16 protein-coding genes and 1 pseudogene are annotated in these 17,798 nt (G+C 71.1%); 7 read left to right on the plus strand and 10 right to left on the minus strand.

Annotated elements, in window-relative coordinates; all coding sequences use genetic code 11:
* Positions 1 to 138 precede the first annotated feature (138 nt).
* The 3 genes from ACILRB_RS11715 (at position 139) to ACILRB_RS11725 (ending at position 4,239) form a co-directional block, all read left to right on the plus strand.
* Positions 139 to 705 carry an NADPH-dependent FMN reductase gene (locus ACILRB_RS11715; RefSeq protein ID WP_395666471.1) on the plus strand — a complete coding sequence of 189 codons (567 nt, stop codon included), beginning with the start codon at positions 139 to 141 and terminating at the stop codon, positions 703 to 705.
* A 145-nt stretch (positions 706 to 850) separates the two neighbouring features.
* The gene (locus tag ACILRB_RS11720) at positions 851 to 2,476 is read left to right on the plus strand and encodes an electron transfer flavoprotein-ubiquinone oxidoreductase (RefSeq protein ID WP_395666472.1); all 1,626 of its coding nucleotides are present in this window, start codon (positions 851 to 853) and stop codon (positions 2,474 to 2,476) included.
* Between the two features lie 26 nt (positions 2,477 to 2,502).
* Positions 2,503 to 4,239 (plus strand): phospholipase D family protein, encoded by a 1,737-nt coding sequence (locus tag ACILRB_RS11725; RefSeq protein WP_395666473.1) that lies wholly within the window; start codon positions 2,503 to 2,505, stop codon positions 4,237 to 4,239.
* A 9-nt stretch (positions 4,240 to 4,248) separates the two neighbouring features.
* Here the strand turns inward: ACILRB_RS11725 and ACILRB_RS11730 are convergent, their stop codons facing one another.
* Both ACILRB_RS11730 and ACILRB_RS11735 read right to left on the minus strand, forming a co-directional pair.
* Positions 4,249 to 5,364: a calcium:proton antiporter gene (locus ACILRB_RS11730; RefSeq protein ID WP_395666474.1), complete on the minus strand. Its 1,116-nt coding sequence runs from the start codon at positions 5,362 to 5,364 to the stop codon at positions 4,249 to 4,251.
* Positions 5,365 to 5,508: 144 nt separating this feature from the next.
* A complete protein-coding gene (locus ACILRB_RS11735) occupies positions 5,509 to 6,306 on the minus strand; it encodes a FadR/GntR family transcriptional regulator (protein ID WP_395666475.1) in 798 nt (265 codons plus the stop codon).
* Positions 6,307 to 6,545: 239 nt separating this feature from the next.
* Between ACILRB_RS11735 and hemN the strand changes: the two genes are divergently transcribed.
* Entirely contained in the window at positions 6,546 to 7,937 is a 1,392-nt protein-coding gene (hemN, locus tag ACILRB_RS11740; RefSeq protein ID WP_395666476.1) for an oxygen-independent coproporphyrinogen III oxidase, read from the plus strand.
* A 56-nt stretch (positions 7,938 to 7,993) separates the two neighbouring features.
* Positions 7,994 to 8,482: a glutathione peroxidase gene (locus tag ACILRB_RS11745; protein ID WP_395666477.1), complete on the plus strand. Its 489-nt coding sequence runs from the start codon at positions 7,994 to 7,996 to the stop codon at positions 8,480 to 8,482.
* A gap of 58 nt (positions 8,483 to 8,540) precedes the next feature.
* Here the strand turns inward: ACILRB_RS11745 and coaA are convergent, their stop codons facing one another.
* The 7 genes and pseudogenes from coaA to hisB form a co-directional block, all read right to left on the minus strand.
* Positions 8,541 to 9,500 carry a type I pantothenate kinase gene (coaA, locus tag ACILRB_RS11750; RefSeq protein WP_395666486.1) on the minus strand — a complete coding sequence of 320 codons (960 nt, stop codon included), beginning with the start codon at positions 9,498 to 9,500 and terminating at the stop codon, positions 8,541 to 8,543.
* A 50-nt stretch (positions 9,501 to 9,550) separates the two neighbouring features.
* A complete protein-coding gene (locus tag ACILRB_RS11755) occupies positions 9,551 to 9,901 on the minus strand; it encodes a phosphoribosyl-ATP diphosphatase (RefSeq protein WP_395666478.1) in 351 nt (116 codons plus the stop codon).
* Positions 9,902 to 9,926: 25 nt separating this feature from the next.
* Complete coding sequence (gene hisF / locus ACILRB_RS11760; RefSeq protein WP_395666479.1) at positions 9,927 to 10,697, minus strand: imidazole glycerol phosphate synthase subunit HisF; 771 nt, start codon at positions 10,695 to 10,697, stop codon at positions 9,927 to 9,929.
* Between the two features lie 8 nt (positions 10,698 to 10,705).
* Positions 10,706 to 11,452 carry a 1-(5-phosphoribosyl)-5-[(5-phosphoribosylamino)methylideneamino]imidazole-4-carboxamide isomerase gene (hisA, locus tag ACILRB_RS11765; RefSeq protein WP_395666480.1) on the minus strand — a complete coding sequence of 249 codons (747 nt, stop codon included), beginning with the start codon at positions 11,450 to 11,452 and terminating at the stop codon, positions 10,706 to 10,708.
* The gene (hisH, locus tag ACILRB_RS11770) at positions 11,440 to 12,093 is read right to left on the minus strand and encodes an imidazole glycerol phosphate synthase subunit HisH (RefSeq protein ID WP_395666481.1); all 654 of its coding nucleotides are present in this window, start codon (positions 12,091 to 12,093) and stop codon (positions 11,440 to 11,442) included. The genes hisA and hisH overlap by 13 nt, the downstream gene beginning before the upstream one ends.
* A pseudogene (locus ACILRB_RS11775) lies at positions 12,090 to 12,572 on the minus strand (DUF2628 domain-containing protein); the annotation flags it as partial. The pseudogene ACILRB_RS11775 and the gene hisH, both read right to left, overlap by 4 nt.
* Positions 12,573 to 12,662: 90 nt before the next feature.
* Positions 12,663 to 13,283, minus strand: a complete 621-nt coding sequence (gene hisB, locus ACILRB_RS11780; RefSeq protein WP_395666482.1) for an imidazoleglycerol-phosphate dehydratase HisB — start codon at positions 13,281 to 13,283, stop codon at positions 12,663 to 12,665.
* 181 nt (positions 13,284 to 13,464) lie between these two features.
* Between hisB and ACILRB_RS11785 the strand changes: the two genes are divergently transcribed.
* Positions 13,465 to 14,670, plus strand: a complete 1,206-nt coding sequence (locus tag ACILRB_RS11785) for an FAD-binding protein (protein ID WP_395666483.1) — start codon at positions 13,465 to 13,467, stop codon at positions 14,668 to 14,670.
* A gap of 4 nt (positions 14,671 to 14,674) precedes the next feature.
* Complete coding sequence (gene glcF, locus ACILRB_RS11790) at positions 14,675 to 15,982, plus strand: glycolate oxidase subunit GlcF (protein ID WP_395666484.1); 1,308 nt, start codon at positions 14,675 to 14,677, stop codon at positions 15,980 to 15,982.
* Between the two features lie 13 nt (positions 15,983 to 15,995).
* On the opposite strand, the gene ACILRB_RS11795 is transcribed toward glcF, so the two are convergent.
* On the minus strand, positions 15,996 to 17,798 hold a 1,803-nt coding region (locus ACILRB_RS11795), incomplete at its 5' end, for a heavy metal translocating P-type ATPase (protein WP_395666485.1).

Raw genomic sequence — 17,798 nt, forward strand, 5'->3', positions numbered from 1 at the left:
CTGCGGCTCCCGTCGTCCTTCGGCCCTTCGCGTCCGGGCGCCCGTTTCCCCGCCGGCGCGGACCGGCTAGTCCTAACGGCGCGAAGGGCCGCGAGTCAAAGCGCCCCGCGCCGTTTCGCCGTCCCAGGGAGATTCGCGATGACCCGCATCCTCGGCCTTTCGGGCAGCCTCAGGCGCCTTTCGTTCAACTCCGGCCTTCTCGCGGCCGCGGCCGAGCTCACGCCCGAAGGGGCGAGCCTCGACGTGCTGACGCCGAAGGGCGTGCCGCTCTATGACGCCGACCTCGAGGCGGCCGAGGGCCTGCCCCCTTCCGTCGTCGCGCTCAAGGCGGCGATCGCCTCGGCCGACGGGCTGCTGCTCGCCACGCCCGAATACAACAACGGGATTCCGGGCGTGTTCAAGAACATGATCGACTGGGCCTCGCGCCCGGCCGGCGACATCGCGCGCCTGTTTGGCGGCAAGCCCGTCGCGCTCGTCAGCGCCTCGCCCGGGGGCCTTGGCGGCGTGCTGGCGCAGGACGCCTGGCTCTCGGTGCTGCGCACGCTGGGGACGCGGCCCTGGTTCGAGGGCCGCCTGATGGTCTCGCGCGCGGGCGCGCTGTTCGACGAGAACGGACGCCTCAGGGACGAGCCGACGCGCGAGCGGCTCGGCGTCTTCGTCTCGGGCTTCGTCGCCTTTGTGCGGGCGCAGCCGGGCTCGGCCTGACCGGCGGCGCGCCGGCGCTCGCTTGCGGGCGCGCGCCGATGCGCCTATGTCTGATTTCAAATCATTTTAACCTCGCGCGGACGCGCCCTGCGTCTCCTTTCAGGCCGCGCGTCCATCCCGGATCCCTGCCAACCCCGAGGTTTTCATGAGCGGCGAAACGACGCCCCGCGAGGCGATGGAGTTTGACGTCGTGATCGTGGGCGCGGGGCCGTCAGGCCTCGCCGCGGCGATCCGCCTGAAGCAGCTTTCGCCGTCGCTCGAGGTCTGCGTCCTCGAAAAGGGCTCGGAGGTCGGCGCGCATATCCTGTCGGGCGCCGTGATCGAGACCCGCGCCCTCGACGAGCTGATCCCCGACTGGAAAGAGAAGGGCGCGCCGCTGCTCACGCCGGCGAAGGACGATCATTTCGTCTTCCTGACGCGGACGCGCGCCTTCGAGCTGCCGACGCCGCCGACCATGAACAATCATGGCAACTACATCATCAGCCTCGGCAATCTCTGCCGCTGGCTCGGCGCGCAGGCCGAGGAGCTCGGCGTCCAGATCTTTCCGGGCTTCGCCGCGGCCGAAGTCCTTTATGACGACGCCGGGGCCGTGCGCGGCGTCGCCACCGGCGACATGGGCGTCGGCCGCGACGGCGCGCCGACCGAGAACTACGCCCGCGGCGTCGAGCTGCTGGCGCCCCAGACGATGTTCGCCGAAGGCTGCCGCGGCTCCCTGACCAAGACCCTGTTCGAGCGCTTCAGCCTGCGCGACGCCTGCGCGCCGCAGACCTATGGCCTCGGGCTCAAGGAGCTGTGGCGCGTCGAGCCGGCAAAGCACCGGGCGGGCCGCGTCGTCCACACCGTCGGCTGGCCGCTCGACCCGAAAACCTACGGCGGATCGTTCCTCTACCACCTCGAGGACAATCAGGTCGCGGTCGGCTTCGTGGTCGGGCTCGGCTACCAGAACCCCTATCTCTCGCCGTTCGAGGAGTTCCAGCGCTTCAAGACGCACCCTTCCGTGCGCCCGCTGTTTGAGGGCGGAACGCGGATCTCCTATGGCGCGCGCGCCATTTCGGCCGGCGGGCTGCAGTCGATCCCGAAGCTGACCTTCCCGGGCGGGCTTCTCATCGGCGACGCGGCGGGCTTTTTGAACGTGCCGAAGATCAAGGGCACGCACACCGCGATGAAGTCCGGCATGCTGGCGGCCGAAAGCGTTTCGGCGCTGTTTGAGGCCGGCGTGGCGGCGGGGGCGCAGGCGTCGTCCTATCCCGAGGCCCTGCGCGAGAGCTTCGTCTATGAGGAGCTCCACCTCGCCCGCAACATCAAGCCGTCGTTCAAATGGGGGCTTTACGCGGCGATGGCCTATTCCGCGCTCGACGCCTACGCGCTGCGCGGCCGCGCGCCCTGGACCCTGCCGCACAAGCCCGACCATCTGACGCTGAAGACCGTCTCGCAGGCGAAGCCGATCGCCTATCCAAAGCCCGACGGCGTCGTCTCCTTCGACCGGCTGTCCTCGGTGTTCGTGTCGAACACGAACCATGAGGAGAACCAGCCCTGCCATCTGAAGCTCAAGGACCCCGACGTTCCGGTGAAGCTCAACCTGCCGCTCTATGACGCGCCCGAGCAGCGCTACTGCCCGGCCGGCGTCTATGAGATCGTCGAGGGTCCGGCGCTCAGGATCAACGCGCAGAACTGCGTCCACTGCAAGAGCTGCGACATCAAGGACCCCACCCAGAACATCGACTGGACCACCCCCGAGGGCGGCGGCGGGCCGAACTATCCCAACATGTGAGGCGGCCGGCGCGGCCGGGCCCGGCCATGGCGGTCCTGATCGGGGCGCTTTTCGTCCTTCTTGCGCTCGCCGCGGCGACGGGGCTTTCGCTGCGGCTGCTGTTCCCGCTGCCGCCGCTCGCGCCGCGCCGGCCCTCGCGCACGCTGAAGAGCGGCGACGAGTCGGCGCTCGGGCGCGGCGCGCGCAAGGCGGCCGAGGGGCGCGGGCGGCTCTCGGGCTTTCGCCTGCTCGACGACGGGCGGGAGGCCTTCGCCGCGCGCGCCCTGCTCGCCCGCAAGGCCGAGCGCTCGCTCGACGTCCAGTGCTACATCTGGCGCGGCGACCGCTCCGGGACGCTGCTGCTCGAAGAGCTGCGCGAGGCGGCCGACCGCGGCGTGAGGGTGCGCCTGCTGATCGACGACAACGGGACGGCGGGGCTCGACCTCGCGCTTGCGGCGCTCGACCGCCACCCGCTGATCGAGGCGCGGCTGTTCAACCCCTTCGTGATCCGGCGGCCGAAGGCGGTCGGCTATCTCGCCGATTTCGCGCGCCTCAACCGCCGCATGCACAACAAATGCTTCATCGCCGACCAGCGGGCCGCGATCGTCGGCGGGCGCAACATCGGCGACGAATATTTCGGCGCGCGCGACGAGGGGCTGTTCCTCGACCTCGACGCGCTCGCGGTCGGGCCGATCGTCGACGAGGCGGCGCGCGACTTCGACCGCTACTGGGCGAGCGAGCGCGCCTATCCGGCCGCCCAGATCCTGCCGCCCGTGCCGGAGCGCGCGCTTGGCGCGCTCGCCGCCGCGGCCTCGATCGCCGAGCGCGATCCGACCGCGCGCGCCTATGTCGAGGCGGTCCGCGCCATCCCCATCGTCGACGATCTCGCCGCCGGCCGGCTCGATTTCGAATGGGCGCCGGCGCGCCTCGTCAGCGACGATCCGGCCAAGGCCATGGGCGTCGCCCGCGCCCGCCTGCTCGCCCGCGCGCTCGGCCGGGCGCTGCGCGGGCGCCGGCGCCGCGAGCCGAAGAGCGGCGCAGGCGCAGGCGCCGCGCCCGCCGACCAGGGGCGCGGCGCGGGCTATCTGTCATCGCGGCGCGCCCGGGTCGAGACGCTGTTTTCGGCGCTGCATGACATCCTCGGCGCGCCAAGGCGCCAGGTCGACCTCGTCTCGGGCTATTTCGTGCCGACGCGGGCCGGCGTCGACGCGCTCGCCGCCATGGCCCGCTCCGGCGTCAGGATCAGCGTCGCCACCAACGCCTTCGAGGCGACCGACGTGTGGCTCGTCCATGCGGGCTACGCCCACTGGCGCAAGCGCCTCGTCGCCGCCGGCGTCCGGCTTTATGAAATGCGCGGCGCGCCGCGGGCCGAAGGCGCGCCGCCGCGCCGCCGGCTGATCGGCGCGGGCTCGGGCGGCGCGCCCGGCGGCTCCGGCGAGGCGCTGCGCTCGGCGGGCTCGACGCTGCACGCCAAGACCTTCGCCGTCGACGGGCGCAGGCTGTTCGTCGGCTCGTTCAATTTCGACCCGCGCTCGATGCGCCTCAACACCGAGCTTGGCGTCGTGATCGAGAGCGAGGCGCTGGCGCGCGCGGTCGAGGAAGCGTTTTCGACCACGATCCCCGAGCGGGCCTATGAGGTCGCGCTCGGCCCGCGCGGGCGCCTTGAATGGCGCGAACGGCGGGGGGGCGCGGTCGTCGTCCATGCGCGCGAGCCCGGCGCGCGCCTGTGGCAGCGCTGCGGCGTCGCGCTTCTGTCGCGCCTGCCGATCGAATGGCTGCTGTGAGCGCGCGCCTCAGGGGTCGAAGGTGAAGAACAGGAAGGTCGCGAAGATCACGAGATGCACCGCGCCGTAAAGCACGTTGGAGCGCCCGGCCCCGAGCGTGAGCGTGGAGACGAGCAGGGTCAGGACCAGCATGACCATGCTGAACGGGTCGAGGCCGAGCGTCAGCGGCTTGTCGAGATAGAGCGCGACCGCGACCACCGTCGGAAAGGTCATGCCGATGGTCGCGAGCGAGGAGCCGAGCGCGAGATTGAGCGATTTCTGGATCTGGTCCTTGCGCGCCGCCTGCAGGGCCGCGACGCCTTCGGGCATCAGGATGAGAATGGCGACGACGAGGCCCGTGACCGGCGCCGGCGCGCCGATCGCGAGCCGCGCCGTCTCGACCACGGCGGCGAATTTCTTCGACAGGAGAATGACGCCGACGAGCGCCGCAAACAAAAGCGCCACGCTCGCCACGAGCCGCGCCCGCGCGACGTCATGGGCGCCGTCCTCATGCTCGCTCTCGGTCAGCGCCACGAAATAGTCGCGGTGCCGGACGGTCTGGATGAACAGGAAGGCCCCATAGAGGGCGATCGTCGCCACGCCCACGAAGATCAGCTGCCCCTTGGCGTAGGACGGCCCCGAGGCTTGCGTGAAATTGGGCAGGATCAGCGTGATCGTGGTCAGCACCAGAAGCACGGTCAGATAGGCGCCCGAGCCGGTGACGCGGTAGCTCTGCTCGCGGTAGCGCAGGCCGCCGGCGAGGAGGCACAGGCCGGTGAGGCCGGCGCAGACCGTCATCACCACGGCGAACACCGTGTCGCGCGCGAGCGCCGGGCTGCCGTCGGGGTCGGTCAGCATCACCGAGGCGATCAGCGCCACCTCGATGATCGTGACGGCCGCGGTCAGCACCAGCGTGCCGAAGGGCTCGCCCGTGCGATAGGCGATGATCTCGGCGTGATAGACCGCCGCGAACACCGCCCCGAACAGGACGGGGACGAGCAGGACGGCGAGGATCGTGCCCAGCACGCCGGGCGCAAAGGCGTCGCCGAGGCCAAGCGCGCTCGCCGCGCCATAGAACACGAAAGCGAGGACGGGGTTGAGCCACGCCGTGACGGGCATGGGGCGAAGGGCGTGGTCGGAGCTCATCTGGAAACGCGGATCCTTGGAGGGCGGCGGCGCCCGGACAGGGACGCGAGGGCGCGGCGACGGGCGCGCGCCGAAGCGGACGCCGGCCTTGTAGCAGATTTTGAGCTTTTGGGCGCGCAGCCGCGCGGCGGGCGATCCGCCGGGTCAGTCGATGAGGTTGACGAGGGCGCCTTCGCCGCCGGCGAGCCAGAAGCCGCGCGCCGCCTCCATATGGCGGCGCCAGTGGCGCTCGGCCTCCTCGGCCTCGCCCGCGGCGATCAGGTCGATGAGCTTCTGCTGGGCGGCGACGACGATCTGCGCGAGCCGCGCGCGCGCGTCGGCCCGCTCCTCGTCGAACCGCGCCTCGACCAGCGCCTGGTGCCGCTCGACGAGGCTTTGCAGCACCACGCCGAGGAGCGCCAGCGTCTGGCTGCCCGAATGGGCGAGCAGGATGCGGTGGAATTCGGCCAGCGCGACGCAGAGCGCGCCGAAATCGTCGCCGATGTCATATTCGGCGTCGACCTGCGCCTGCAGCGCCTGCGCCGTCTTCTGCGGGCGCTCGCGCGCGGCGCGGGCCGCGGCGGCGGGCTCGATGAGCAGCCGCGCCTCGTAAATGTCGGCGAGCGTCGCGCCCTGCGCCTGCAGCGCGACGCCGGCGGCGCGCGAGACCGAGCCGGCCGTCGGCTTCAGCACGCGCGCCCCGCCGCGCGCGCCGCGCAGCACGACGAGCAGATCCTCCGATTCGAGGATGCGGATCGCCTCGCGGATGGTCGGGCGCGAAACGGAGAACTGCTCGATCAGCCTCGGCTCCGCCGGCAGCAGGTCGCCCGCCGCCAGTTCGCCCCTGATGATCGCGGCGCGGATCTGGTTGGCGACGAGATCGGCCGCCTTCGTGCTTCTGGTTTGCTCGACCGGCCTGAAACAGGCCGGCGTGGGCTCGGCGGGGGACGCATGCGTCGTCAAGGTCGGGGCGCTCCTTCGGGCGCGCGGACGAGGGCCGTGGAGCCGAGCCGCTCGGCGTTAGTTTTGAACGTCTCTATTCGGAATCGGACGCGTTGGAAAAGAAAATCTGCGCCGGCCGGCGGACTTTGGCCGAGCCCCAGCCTGCGGATTTGGCGCGCGGGCTTGATCTGACACATGGCGCCCCCCGTCGCGCGGCCTAAAGTGCCCGGCCAGCGTCGCGCGCCGCCGGAGATCAAGCCATGTCCCATGAATCCGACGGCCATAAGGCCGCCGAAGACGAAGCCGCCGATCCGATTCTCGTCTCCCGCTACGCCGCGGCCCTGCCGCGCTACACGAGCTATCCGACCGCCAATCATTTCCATGCCGGCGTCGATCAGGCCCATATGCGCGCCTGGCTTGGGGCGCTCGACCGGGCGCAGCCGGTTTCGGCCTATCTGCATGTGCCGTTCTGCCGCGACCTGTGCTGGTACTGCGGCTGCTCGACCAAGGCGACGCGCCGCTACGCCCCGGTTTCGGACTATGTCGACACGCTCGAGGCCGAGCTCGCCTCGGTCGCCGAGGCGCTGGGCTTCAGGCCGCGCCTCGCGCATCTCCATTTCGGCGGCGGATCGCCCGACATCCTGACCCCCGCCGACGTCGAGCGGCTCGTCGGCGCGCTCGCCATGACCTTCGACTTCGAGCCCGACATGGAGTTCGCGGTCGAGATCGACCCGCGCCTCCTGACCGGCCCCGGCGTGCGCGCCTTTTCGCGCGCCGGCGTCACCCGCGTCTCGCTCGGGGTTCAGGATTTCGACCTCGCCGTGCAGGAGGCGATCGGCCGGCTGCAAAGCTTCGACGAGACGCGAAGCGCGGTCGAGGCGTTCCGCGCCGCCGGCGCCGCGAGCGTCAACCTTGATCTCGTCTACGGCCTGCCGCGCCAGACGCTGGCGAGCCTTTCGTCCACCCTCGACCGGGCGCTGAGCCTCGCGCCCGACCGCATCGCGCTGTTTGGCTACGCCCATCTGCCGCAAAAGCTGCCCCAGCAGCGGCTCGTCGACGAAGCCGCCCTCCCCGGCCCCGCCGAGCGCTTCGCGCAGGCGCGGCTCGCCGAAGACAGGCTCGCCGCCGCCGGCTATGTCCGTCTCGGCATCGACCATTTCGCGCGGCCCGAAGACAGTCTCGCGACCTCGCGCCTGTCGCGCAACTTCCAGGGCTATACGGCCGACGGCTGCGAGACCCTGATCGGGCTCGGCGCCTCGGCGATCTCGCGCTTTCCGCAGGGCTATGTCCAGAACGCGGCCGCGGTCGGCGTCTACAAGACGTTCGTCGAGGCCGACGGGCTCGGCGCCGGCCGGGGCTTCGAGCTTTCGTCCGAAGACCGCATGCGCGCCTTCGTCATCGAGCGGCTGATGTGCGACTTCGCCTTTCCGGGCAGGGAGCTTCGGGCGCGCTTCGGCGCGGCCGCCGACGCGCTCGTCGCTCAGGCCGGGGCGCTGCTCGCGGCCGATGACGAGCGCTTCCTCGCGCCGACGCCGCAGGGCTTCCGCCTGACCGCCCGCGGGCGCCCCTTCGTGCGCCACATCGCCGCCCGTTTCGACGCCTATCTCGAACAGGGCGCGGCGGCCGGCGCGAAGCATTCGCTCGCGGTCTGACCGGCGGCGCGGCGCGCGCCCGGGCCGTACGCGCCAGGTTCATGAAGGCGGATTTCATGACGGGCGAATTTTATGAATTTTCGGCGCGCCCCCTGCGCGGCGGCGCGGCGGCTCCCTTTTCGCGCTACGAGGGGCAGGCCGCGCTCGTCGTGAACACGGCGAGCAAATGCGGCTTCACGCCCCAATATGCGGGGCTTGAGGCGCTGCACGAGACGTTCGGCCCCGCCGGCCTCGCGGTGCTCGCCTTCCCCTGCGACCAGTTCGGCGGGCAGGAGCCCGGCGACGCCGAGGCGATCGCCAACGGCTGCCTCGTCAATTACGGCGTCTCGTTCGCCGTCTTCGAGAAGGTCGAGGTCAACGGGCCCCGCGCCCATCCGCTGTTCGTCTGGCTGACGGACGCGCTGCCGGGCCTTTTCGGGCGCGCCGTCAGATGGAACTTCACCAAGTTCCTCATCTCGCGCGAGGGGCGCCCGCTGCGCCGCTTCGCGCCCTTCACGGCGCCCGAAAAGCTCGAAGGGCCGATCCGCGCCGCGCTCGACGGCTGACGGCGCGCCGGCGGCCAGCGCGTTTTCAGCGAAAGCCTGCAACCTTTACTGGAAATGCTCAGAGCTTGCGCAGCTCGACGTCGGTGATGCGGTGGTCCGCGCCCTTGGTCAGCACCAGATTGGCCCGCGCCCGCGTCGGCAGCAGGTTTTCATGCAGGTTGCGCAGGTTGATCTCGCGCCAGATCTCGCGCGCCGCCGCCTCCGCCGCCTCGGTGGACAGTTCGGCGTATTTGCGGAAATAGGACTGCGGGTCGCGGAAGGCGGTCTGGCGCAGGCGCAGGAAGCGCTCGACGAACCAGACCTCGAGATCGGCCTCGTCGGCGTTCAGATAGACCGAGAAATCGAAGAAATCCGAGACGAAGGGCAGGCCGCGCCCGTCTTTCGACGGGCGGTTCGGCAGCAGCACGTTGAGGCCCTCGACGATCAGGATGTCGGGCCGGTCGACCACGATGCTCTCGTCCGGCACCACGTCATAGACGAGATGCGAATAGACGGGCGCGGCGACGCGCCGCCGCCCGGCCTTGACGTCCGACAGAAAACGCAGGAGCGCCGTGCCGTCGTAGCTTTCGGGAAAGCCCTTCTTGCGCATCAGCCCTTCGGCCTCGAGCACGGCGTTGGGATGCAGAAAGCCGTCGGTGGTGACGAGCTGGACCTTGGGCGTGTTGGGCCAGCGCGAGAGCAGCGCGGTCATGACGCGGGCGAGCGTCGACTTGCCGGCCGAGACCGAGCCCGCGACGCCGATGATATAGGGCGTCTTGCCGCCTTCGGCGCCGAGGAAGCGCTGCGTCGCCTTGTAGAGCCCCTGCGTCGCCGCGACATAGAGCGCGAGCAGGCGCGACAGCGGCAGGTAGATGGCCACGACCTCGTCGAGCGACATCGGGTCGTTGATGCTTTTCAGGCGCGACAGGTCCTCGCGCGTCAGGGTCAGCGGCGTGTCGGCGCGCAGCGCCGCCCATTCCTCGCGCGTGAAATGATGGTAGGGGGAGAGGATTTCGGCCGGATCGGCGCGGCCGTCCATGAAGAAGCGCTCCTGCGCGGCGGCGGTCGTGACGAAATCGTCCCGGACGCTCACGGGACGGCGCTTTCGGCGGCGGCTCCCGCAGGCTGGCGCGCGGCCTTTTCGGCGTGGCCCGACATCGACGTGCGCCGTTCGAGCTCGGCCAGCACCTCGGCGAGCGGGACGCCGCGCGTCTGGAGCAGCACCAGAAGATGGTAGACCACGTCGGCGGCCTCGGCCACGACATGCCGGCGCTCCGGCTCAAGGGCGGCGATGACCAGTTCGACCGCCTCCTCGCCGAATTTCTTGGCCGCCCGCGGCGGCCCGGCCTCGAGCAGCGACTTGGTGTAGGAGGCGGCGGAGTCGGACTTCGCCCTGTCGGCGATGATCGCCGCGAGGTCGTCGAGGCTAAACGGCGTCATCCTTCCATCCCGGCGTCTGGAGCGTCTAGACTAGTCCATCCATGCGCATCCGCAATCCGCAATTGGCCATATGCCGCTTGGCCTCGCCGATGGTGAATTCGCCGAAATGGAAGATCGAGGCGGCGAGCACGGCGCTGGCGTGGCCGTCGCGCACGCCTTCGACGAGATGGTCGAGCGTGCCGACCCCGCCCGAGGCGACGACCGGAATGGTCACGGCGTCGGCCACCGCCCGGGTCAGGGCGAGGTCGAAGCCGCTTTTCGCCCCGTCGCGGTCCATCGAGGTGAGCAGAATTTCGCCGGCGCCGAGCGCCGCGACCTCCCTCGCGTAGTCCACCGCGTCGAGCCCCGTGGGCGTGCGCCCGCCATGGGTGAAGATCTCCCAGCGGTCCGGCCCCGTCTGCTTGGCGTCGATGGCGACGACGACGCATTGCGCGCCGAATTTTTCGGCCGCCTCGCGCACGAAGCCGCGGTTCTTGACCGCCGCGGTCATGATCGAGGCCTTGTCGGCGCCGGCCAGCAGAAGCTGGCGGATGTCCTCGAGCGTGCGCACGCCGCCGCCGACGGTGAGCGGCATGAAGCAGGCTTCCGCCGTGCGGCGCACGACGTCGAGCAGGATCGGCCGGTCGTCGGAGCTTGCGGTGATGTCGAGGAAGCAGAGCTCGTCGGCCCCGGCGGCGTCATAGGCCATGGCGCATTCGACCGGATCGCCGGCGTCGCGCAGGTCGACGAAATTGACGCCCTTGACGACGCGCCCGTCCTTGACGTCGAGGCAGGGAATGATGCGGGATTTGAGCATGGGGGTCCTCAGGCCGCCTTCGCGCCGGCGATCAGCGCCAGCGCCGCGGCCGGCTCCAGCCGGCCGTCATAGAGCGCGCGCCCGGCGATCGCCCCTTCGAGCTTGCGGCAGGCGGGCTCAAGGAGGCGCTTCACGTCGTCGATCGAGGCGAGACCGCCGGACGCGATGACCGGAATGCTCAGCGCTTCGGCGAGCGCCACGGTGGCGTCGAAATTCAGGCCCTTCAAAAGCCCGTCGCGCGCAATGTCGGTGAAGATGAGCGCGGCGACGCCGGCGTCCTCGAAGCGCTTGCCGAGTTCGAGCGCGGTCACGTCAGACGTCTCGGCCCAGCCCTCGACGGCGACGCGCCCGTCGCGCGCGTCGATCCCGACCGCGATTTTGCCCGGAAAACGGCGCGCGGCGGCTTTCACGAACTCCGGGTCGCGCAGCGCCGCCGTGCCGATGATGACCCGGGCGATCCCCTTTTCGAGCCAGGCCTCGACGGTTTGCAGCGTGCGCACGCCGCCGCCGAGCTGGACGGGAAGCTTCACTCTCGCCAGCACGGCCTCGACCGCGGCGGCGTTCTTCGGCTTGCCGGCGAAGGCGCCGTCGAGATCGACCATGTGCAGGTAACAGAAGCCGGCCTTTTCAAAGCTCGCCGCCTGCGCCGCCGGATCGTCGGAGAAGACCGTCGAGCGGGCCATGTCGCCCTGCACGAGGCGCACGCAGCGCCCGTCCTTGAGGTCGATCGCGGGAAAAAGGATCATGGCTTCCACTTCAGGAAATTGGCGATGAGGCGCAGGCCGAGCTCCTGGCTCTTCTCGGGATGGAACTGCACGCCCAGAATATTGTCGCGCCCGACCATGGCCGCAAATTTTCCGCCGTAATCCGAGCTCGCGACAAGATTTTCGGCGTGTTTCGGCCGGAAGGCGTAGGAATGCACGAAATAGGCGTGCAGCCCGGCGGGCCCGAGCGGCAGGCCTTCGAGCACGGGATGCAACTCGCCCTCGGGCTCGAGCGTGTTCCAGCCCATGTGCGGGATCCGCAGCGCGGGATCTGAGGGGCGCAGCGCGTCGACCACGCCCTCGACCCAGTTGAGCCCCGGCGTGTCGCCATGCTCGAGGCCGCGCGTCGCGAGCAACTGCATGCCGACGCAGACGCCAAGGAAGGGCCGGCCGCGCTCGAGCACGGCGGCGCGCATCGCCTCATAAAGGCCGGCGACGGATTTGAGGCCCCTGCGGCAGTCGGCGAAGGCGCCGACGCCCGGCAGCACGACGCGGTCGGCGGCGCGCACCAGCGCGGCGTCGGCGGTGACGGCGACCTCGGCCGCGATCCCGGCCTCGCGCGCCGCGCGCTCGAAGGCCTTGTGCGCCGAATGGAGATTGCCCGAGCCGTAATCGACGATCGCGACCTTCATGGCGCGCGCCCCGTGAAGCTTTCGGGCCTTGGCATCACGCCGAGAACGCCGGTTTGCGCGCCGGGGTTTTTCATCGGCGCGGCGCCGGCTTGGCCGCGGCCCGGGCGGGGCGCGCCGGGGCCGGAGAAATAGACGCTTTCGGCGGCTTCAAGGTTCGGCGCGCTGACGACGCCGGCGAGGCCGTAGCCGCGCCGCAGCAGCCGCCGTTCAAGCAGCCCGCCCGCCTCGACGCCGAGAAAGAGACGCAAAAGCGCGATCAGCGCCAGCGCCGCGCCGGGCGCGATCACCCCCGAGACGGCGAGCGCGGCGACGGCGAGCACGACGGCGGCGACAAGCGCCGCGGCGAGCCAGAGCCTTTGCGAAAGCAGCCAGAGCGCGCCGAAGAGAAAGGCCGGCCAGCTGAAGCATTGCCGCACGAAAACGGCGTCGGCCGCGTCCCCGTTGCGCGGCGCATGGATGGAATAGACCGCCATGGACGTGTTCCCTGGACGTTTCCTGACGAAAGCGGCGTCAGGGCCGGTCTTCGGGCCGGCGGCCGAAGGCGAAGCAAGGCGCGTTCCGGCCGCGCCTCAGCCGGCGAGCGAACCCTTGGTGGACGGCACCGCGCCCTTCTGGCGCGGATCGACCTCGACCGCCGCGCGCAGCGCCCGGGCGAGGCCCTTGAAGCAGGATTCGGCGACATGATGCGCGTTGACGCCATAGAGCGTCTCGACATGGACGGTGAGCCCGGCGTTCATCACGAAGGCCTGGAAGAACTCGCGCACGAGGTCGGTGTCGAAGCCGCCGATCTTCTCGCGCGAGAACTCCGTGCGGAACACGAGGAAGGGCCGGCCCGAGACGTCGACCGCGACGCGGGTCAGGGTTTCGTCCATGGGCAGCAGCACGTCGGCGTAGCGCGTGACGCCGGCGCGGTCGCCGAGCGCCTGGCGCAGCGCCTGGCCGAGCGCGATGCCGCAGTCCTCGACCGTATGGTGCTGGTCGATGTGCAGGTCGCCTTTCGCCGTCACGGTCATGTCGATCAGGGAATGGCGCGCGAGCTGGTCGAGCATATGGTCGAAGAAGCCGACGCCGGTCGAAATGGTCGAGGCGCCCGTCCCGTCGAGATCGACCGAGACCGAGATGTCGGTCTCTTTCGTCTTGCGCGAGAGGGCTGCGGCGCGCGCGGGCGCTGAAGGATCGGCCTTGGTCATGGGCCATGCTCTATCAAGCCGCGCGCGCCATGGCTAGCGCGGCTTCAAGGGGCTGGCGGGGCTCCGGCGCGGCGCGGAACACGCGGAAATTTCAATTGGGCGCAAGGCTCCGATGGACTATGAAGCGTGGTTCGGGAGCGCCGGTCCCCGCGCGTCGCCGCAGAAGCGAATCGAGGACGAAATGACCACCCTCACGCCAGCCGCCCCCGAGGAGGCCGCCGAAGCGGTCGCGCAGGCCTACGCCGACCGGGCGGCGCTCGCCGTGACGGGGCTCGGCTCCAAGGCGGGGCTCGGACGGCCGTGGAACGCCGAGCGGCGGCTCGACCTGTCGCGCCTTTCGGGCGTCACCTTCTATGAGCCGGCCGAGCTCGTCGTCTGCGCGCGGGCCGCGACGCCGCTCGAGGAGATCGAGGCGCTGCTTGCGGCGAACGGCCAGGAGCTCGCGTTTGAACCGATGTCGTTCGACGCGCTCTATGGCGCCGGCGCGGGCTCGATCGGCGGCGCGCTGATGGCCAATCTGTCGGGGCCGCGCCGCGTCAGGGCGGGCGCGGCGCGCGACCACATTCTGGGCGTCAGGGCGGTCAACGGACGCGGCGAGGCCTACAAGGCCGGCGGCACGGTGGTCAAGAACGTCACCGGCTATGATCTGGCGCGCGGGCTCGCCGGCTCCTTCGGCGCGCTCGGCGTCGTCACCGAGGTCAATTTCAAGGCGCTGCCGCGGGCCGAGACGGCGGCGACGCTGGTCCTGCCGGGGCTTGCGCCCAAACCCGCCGTCGCCGCGCTCTGCGCCGCCATGGGCTCGCAAGCCGACGTCTCGGGCGCGGCGCATCTGCCGCCCTTCGCCGCGAACAGCCTCGGCTTTCCCGCCGCCGCGACGCTGCTGCGAATCGAAGGCTTCGCGCCTTCGGTCGAGGAGCGCTTCGAGCGGCTCGCCGCGCTGCTGCGCGACTACGCCGCCCCCGAGCGGCTCGACGCGGAGGCCTCGGGCCGGGCGTGGCGCGCGATCCGCGACGTCGTCCCGCTCGCCGCGCCGCGCGACCGGATCATCTGGAAAGTCTCGGTCGCGCCGACCGCCGGCCCGGCCGTCGCCGCGGCGGTCGCCCGGGCGCATGACTGCGAGGCGATGTTCGACTGGTCGGGCGGGCTCGTCTGGCTCGCGCTCGCCCCCGACGCCGCCGAGGACGGCGCCGCCGAGCTGATCCGCGGCGCGGTCGCGGTGCAGGGCGGCGGCCACGCGACGCTGGTGCGCGCGCCCGACGGGCTGCGCGCCGGCACGCCCGTGTTCCAGCCGCTCGATCCGGCGCTCGAAGCGCTTTCGCTGCGGCTCAAGGCGCAGTTCGATCCCGCCGACATTCTGGAGCGCGGCCGTCTCCGCGCCAGGGCCTGACCTCATGCAGACGCATTTCACCGACGCCCAGCGCGAGGACCCGCGCGTCAGGATCGCCGAGCCGATCCTGCGCAAATGCGTGCATTGCGGCTTCTGCACCGCCACCTGTCCGACCTTCGTGCTGCTCGGCGACGAGCTCGATTCGCCGCGCGGGCGCATCTATCTCATGAAGGAGATGCTCGAACACGGCCGGCCCGCCGACGCCGAGACGGTGAAGCATGTCGACCGCTGCCTCTCCTGCCTGTCCTGCATGACGACCTGCCCCTCGGGCGTCAACTACATGCACCTCGTCGACGAGGGCCGCGCCCATATCGAGGAGACCTTCGTCCGCGCCCCGGCCGACCGCGCCCTGCGCGCCCTGCTCGCCGCCGTGCTGCCCTATCCGGCGCGCTTCCGCCTCGCGATCCGCGCCGCCGCGCTCGGCGCGCCCTTCGCGCCGCTGCTCGAACGGGCGGGCGAGACCGGCGCGCGGCTCGCGGCCATGCTGCGGCTCGCGCCGCGCGCCCTGCCGAAGCCGAGCGCCTTCCCGCAGGAGGTGGTGAAGCCCGCGCAAAAGCCCGTCGCCCGCGTCGCCCTGCTCGCGGGCTGCGCGCAGAAGCCGCTGCGGCCCTCGATCAACGACGCCGCGATCAGGCTGCTGACGCGCCTTGGCGTCGAGGTGGTGCAGCCGAAGGGCGAAGGCTGCTGCGGCGCCCTCACCCATCATCTCGGCCGCGACGAGGAGGCGAGGGCCTTCGCGCGGCGCGACATCGACGTCTGGACCGCCGAGATCGAGGCGCGCGGCCTCGACGCCGTCGTCGTCACCGCCTCGGGCTGCGGCACCGTGCTCAAGGACTACGGCCACATGCTGCAGGACGATCCGGCCTACGCCGCGAAGGCCGCGAAGATCTCGGCGCTGACCAGGGACGTGACCGAATTTCTGGCGAGCCTGCCGCTGAAGCCGCTGGCGAACCGGCAGAAGCTGACCCTCGCCTATCATTCGGCCTGCTCGATGCAGCACGGCCAGAAGATCACGAGCCTGCCCAAGGAGCTTCTGCGCAACGCCGGATTCGAGGTGCGCGACCCGCCCGAGGGGCATCTGTGCTGCGGCTCGGCCGGCACCTACAATATTTTGCAGCCAAAACTCGCCGCCGCGCTGCGCGCGCGCAAGATCGCCAACATCAGATCGACCGGCGCCGACGCCATCGCCGCCGGCAACATCGGCTGCATGACGCAGATCGGCGACGGCGCGGGCGCGCCGGTGCTGCATACGGTCGAGCTGCTCGACTACGCCTATGGCGGCCCCGCGCCGGCCGCGCTCGCGGCCGTCTGAAGGGCCCGCGGCCTCAGTCGAGCCGCGCCCTGCCCCGTCCCGGACTCAGCCGGCGCGCGCTTCCCGCGCCGCCGGCGAGCAGGGAGCGGATGAGAACGGCGATGGTCACGCCGTTGTGCAGGGCCGCCGCGCCGATGGGCGTGAGGCGGCCGAGCACGGCGGCGGCGAGAATGGCCGAATTCGCGCCCACGGCGACGCGGAAGTTCGATCTTATCAGCCGCATCGTCGCCTGCGAAATGTCGACCATGTCGGCGAGCTGGTCGAGCCGGTCTTCGGTCAGCACCACGTCGGCGGTGGCGCGGGCGATGTCGGCCGCGCGCGGCATGGCGACGCCGACGTCGGCGGCCATCAGCGCCGGGCCGTCGTTCACGCCGTCGCCGACATAGGCGACGCGCGCGCCCTGCGCCTTGAGCTCCATGATGATGCGCGCCTTGTCCTCGGGCTGCTGCTCGTAGAACACTTCGTCCATGCCGAGCGCCTCGCCGAAGGCGAGCGCCCTGGCGCGATGGTCGCCCGTGATCATGACGAGCCGCCGGACGCCGAGCGCGCGCAGCCGCCGCAGGGTGGCGGCGCTCTCGGGGCGCAGCCGGTCCCGCAGGGCGAACATGGCGAGCGGGCGGTCGTTGCGCGCGGCGTAGAGCAGCGACTTGCCCTCCGCCTGGAAACGCGCCGCCTGCGCCCGCTGCGCGGCGAAGGAGACGTGTTCGTCGTCTTCGAGATAATGACGGCTGCCGAAGCGGACCACGTCGCCGTCGATCTCGCCCTCGACGCCATGGCCGACGATGAAATTGACCTCCTGGTGATGCACATGGGCGAGGCGCCGCCGCCTCGCCAGCTGCACGACGGCGCCGGCGATCGGATGGGTCGTGTGCTCGCCGAGCGAGGCGACCACCGCGACCGCCTCCTCCTCGCTCACGCCGGGCAGCAGCGGGCAGATGTCGGTCACCTGCAGCGTGTTGTGGGTCAGCGTGCCGGTCTTGTCGAACACCACCGTGTCGACGCCGGCGAGCGCCTCGACCGCCTGCCCGCTCTTGGCGAGGCAGCCGTTGCGGGCGGCCTTGTACATGGCGGTCTTGAGCGCGATCGGCGTGCCGAGCTTCACGGTGCAGGAATAATCGACCATGAACACCGCCTCCATGCGCCGCCAGTCGCGCGTCAGCGCGAAGACGCCGGCGGCGGAGCCGAGCGTGACGCCGACGCGCTTGTCGGCGAGCGCGGCGGAGATCGACTGGATCTCGGCCGGCCGCTCCAGCGCGTCCTGGATGTAGCGGGCGATGCGGCCGGTGGTGGTGCCCTGCCCGACCCGCTCCGCGCGGATGACGAGGCGCCCGTCCGTGACGACGCCGCCGGCGAGCGCGGGATCGCCCTTCGCCCTCGGCGCGGGCAGGCTTTCGCCGGTCACCGCCGACTGGTCGACATAGGCGTCGCCCGAGACGACGACGCCGTCGACGGGAATGGTCTCGCCCGCGCCGACGGCCACATGCTCGCCGCCCGTGAGCGCGGCGAAAGGCGTCTTGACGAGGTCGCCATTCTCTTCGACGACCCAGACGTCGCCCGGGGCGCGATGCAGCAGCGAGCGCAGAAGATCGTCGGAGCGCTCGATGGTGGTCGCCTCGATATAGGCCGCGAGCTCGACGAGGAAGCGCGTGAAGTTGGCGGTCGCATATTCGCCGCGCGCCGTCGGCAGGCCGATGGCGATGGCGTCGAGCGTCTCGACGCACAGGCCGCGCCGCGCCGTGGCGACGACGCCGCGCACGAGGCTGCCCGACACGTTGGCGAGGGTGAGGGCGGCCGCCGCCGGACGCGGCAGCAGCCG

Source organism: Methylocella sp., from assembly GCF_044226135.1.
Classification (GTDB): Bacteria; Pseudomonadota; Alphaproteobacteria; order Rhizobiales; family Beijerinckiaceae; genus Methylocapsa.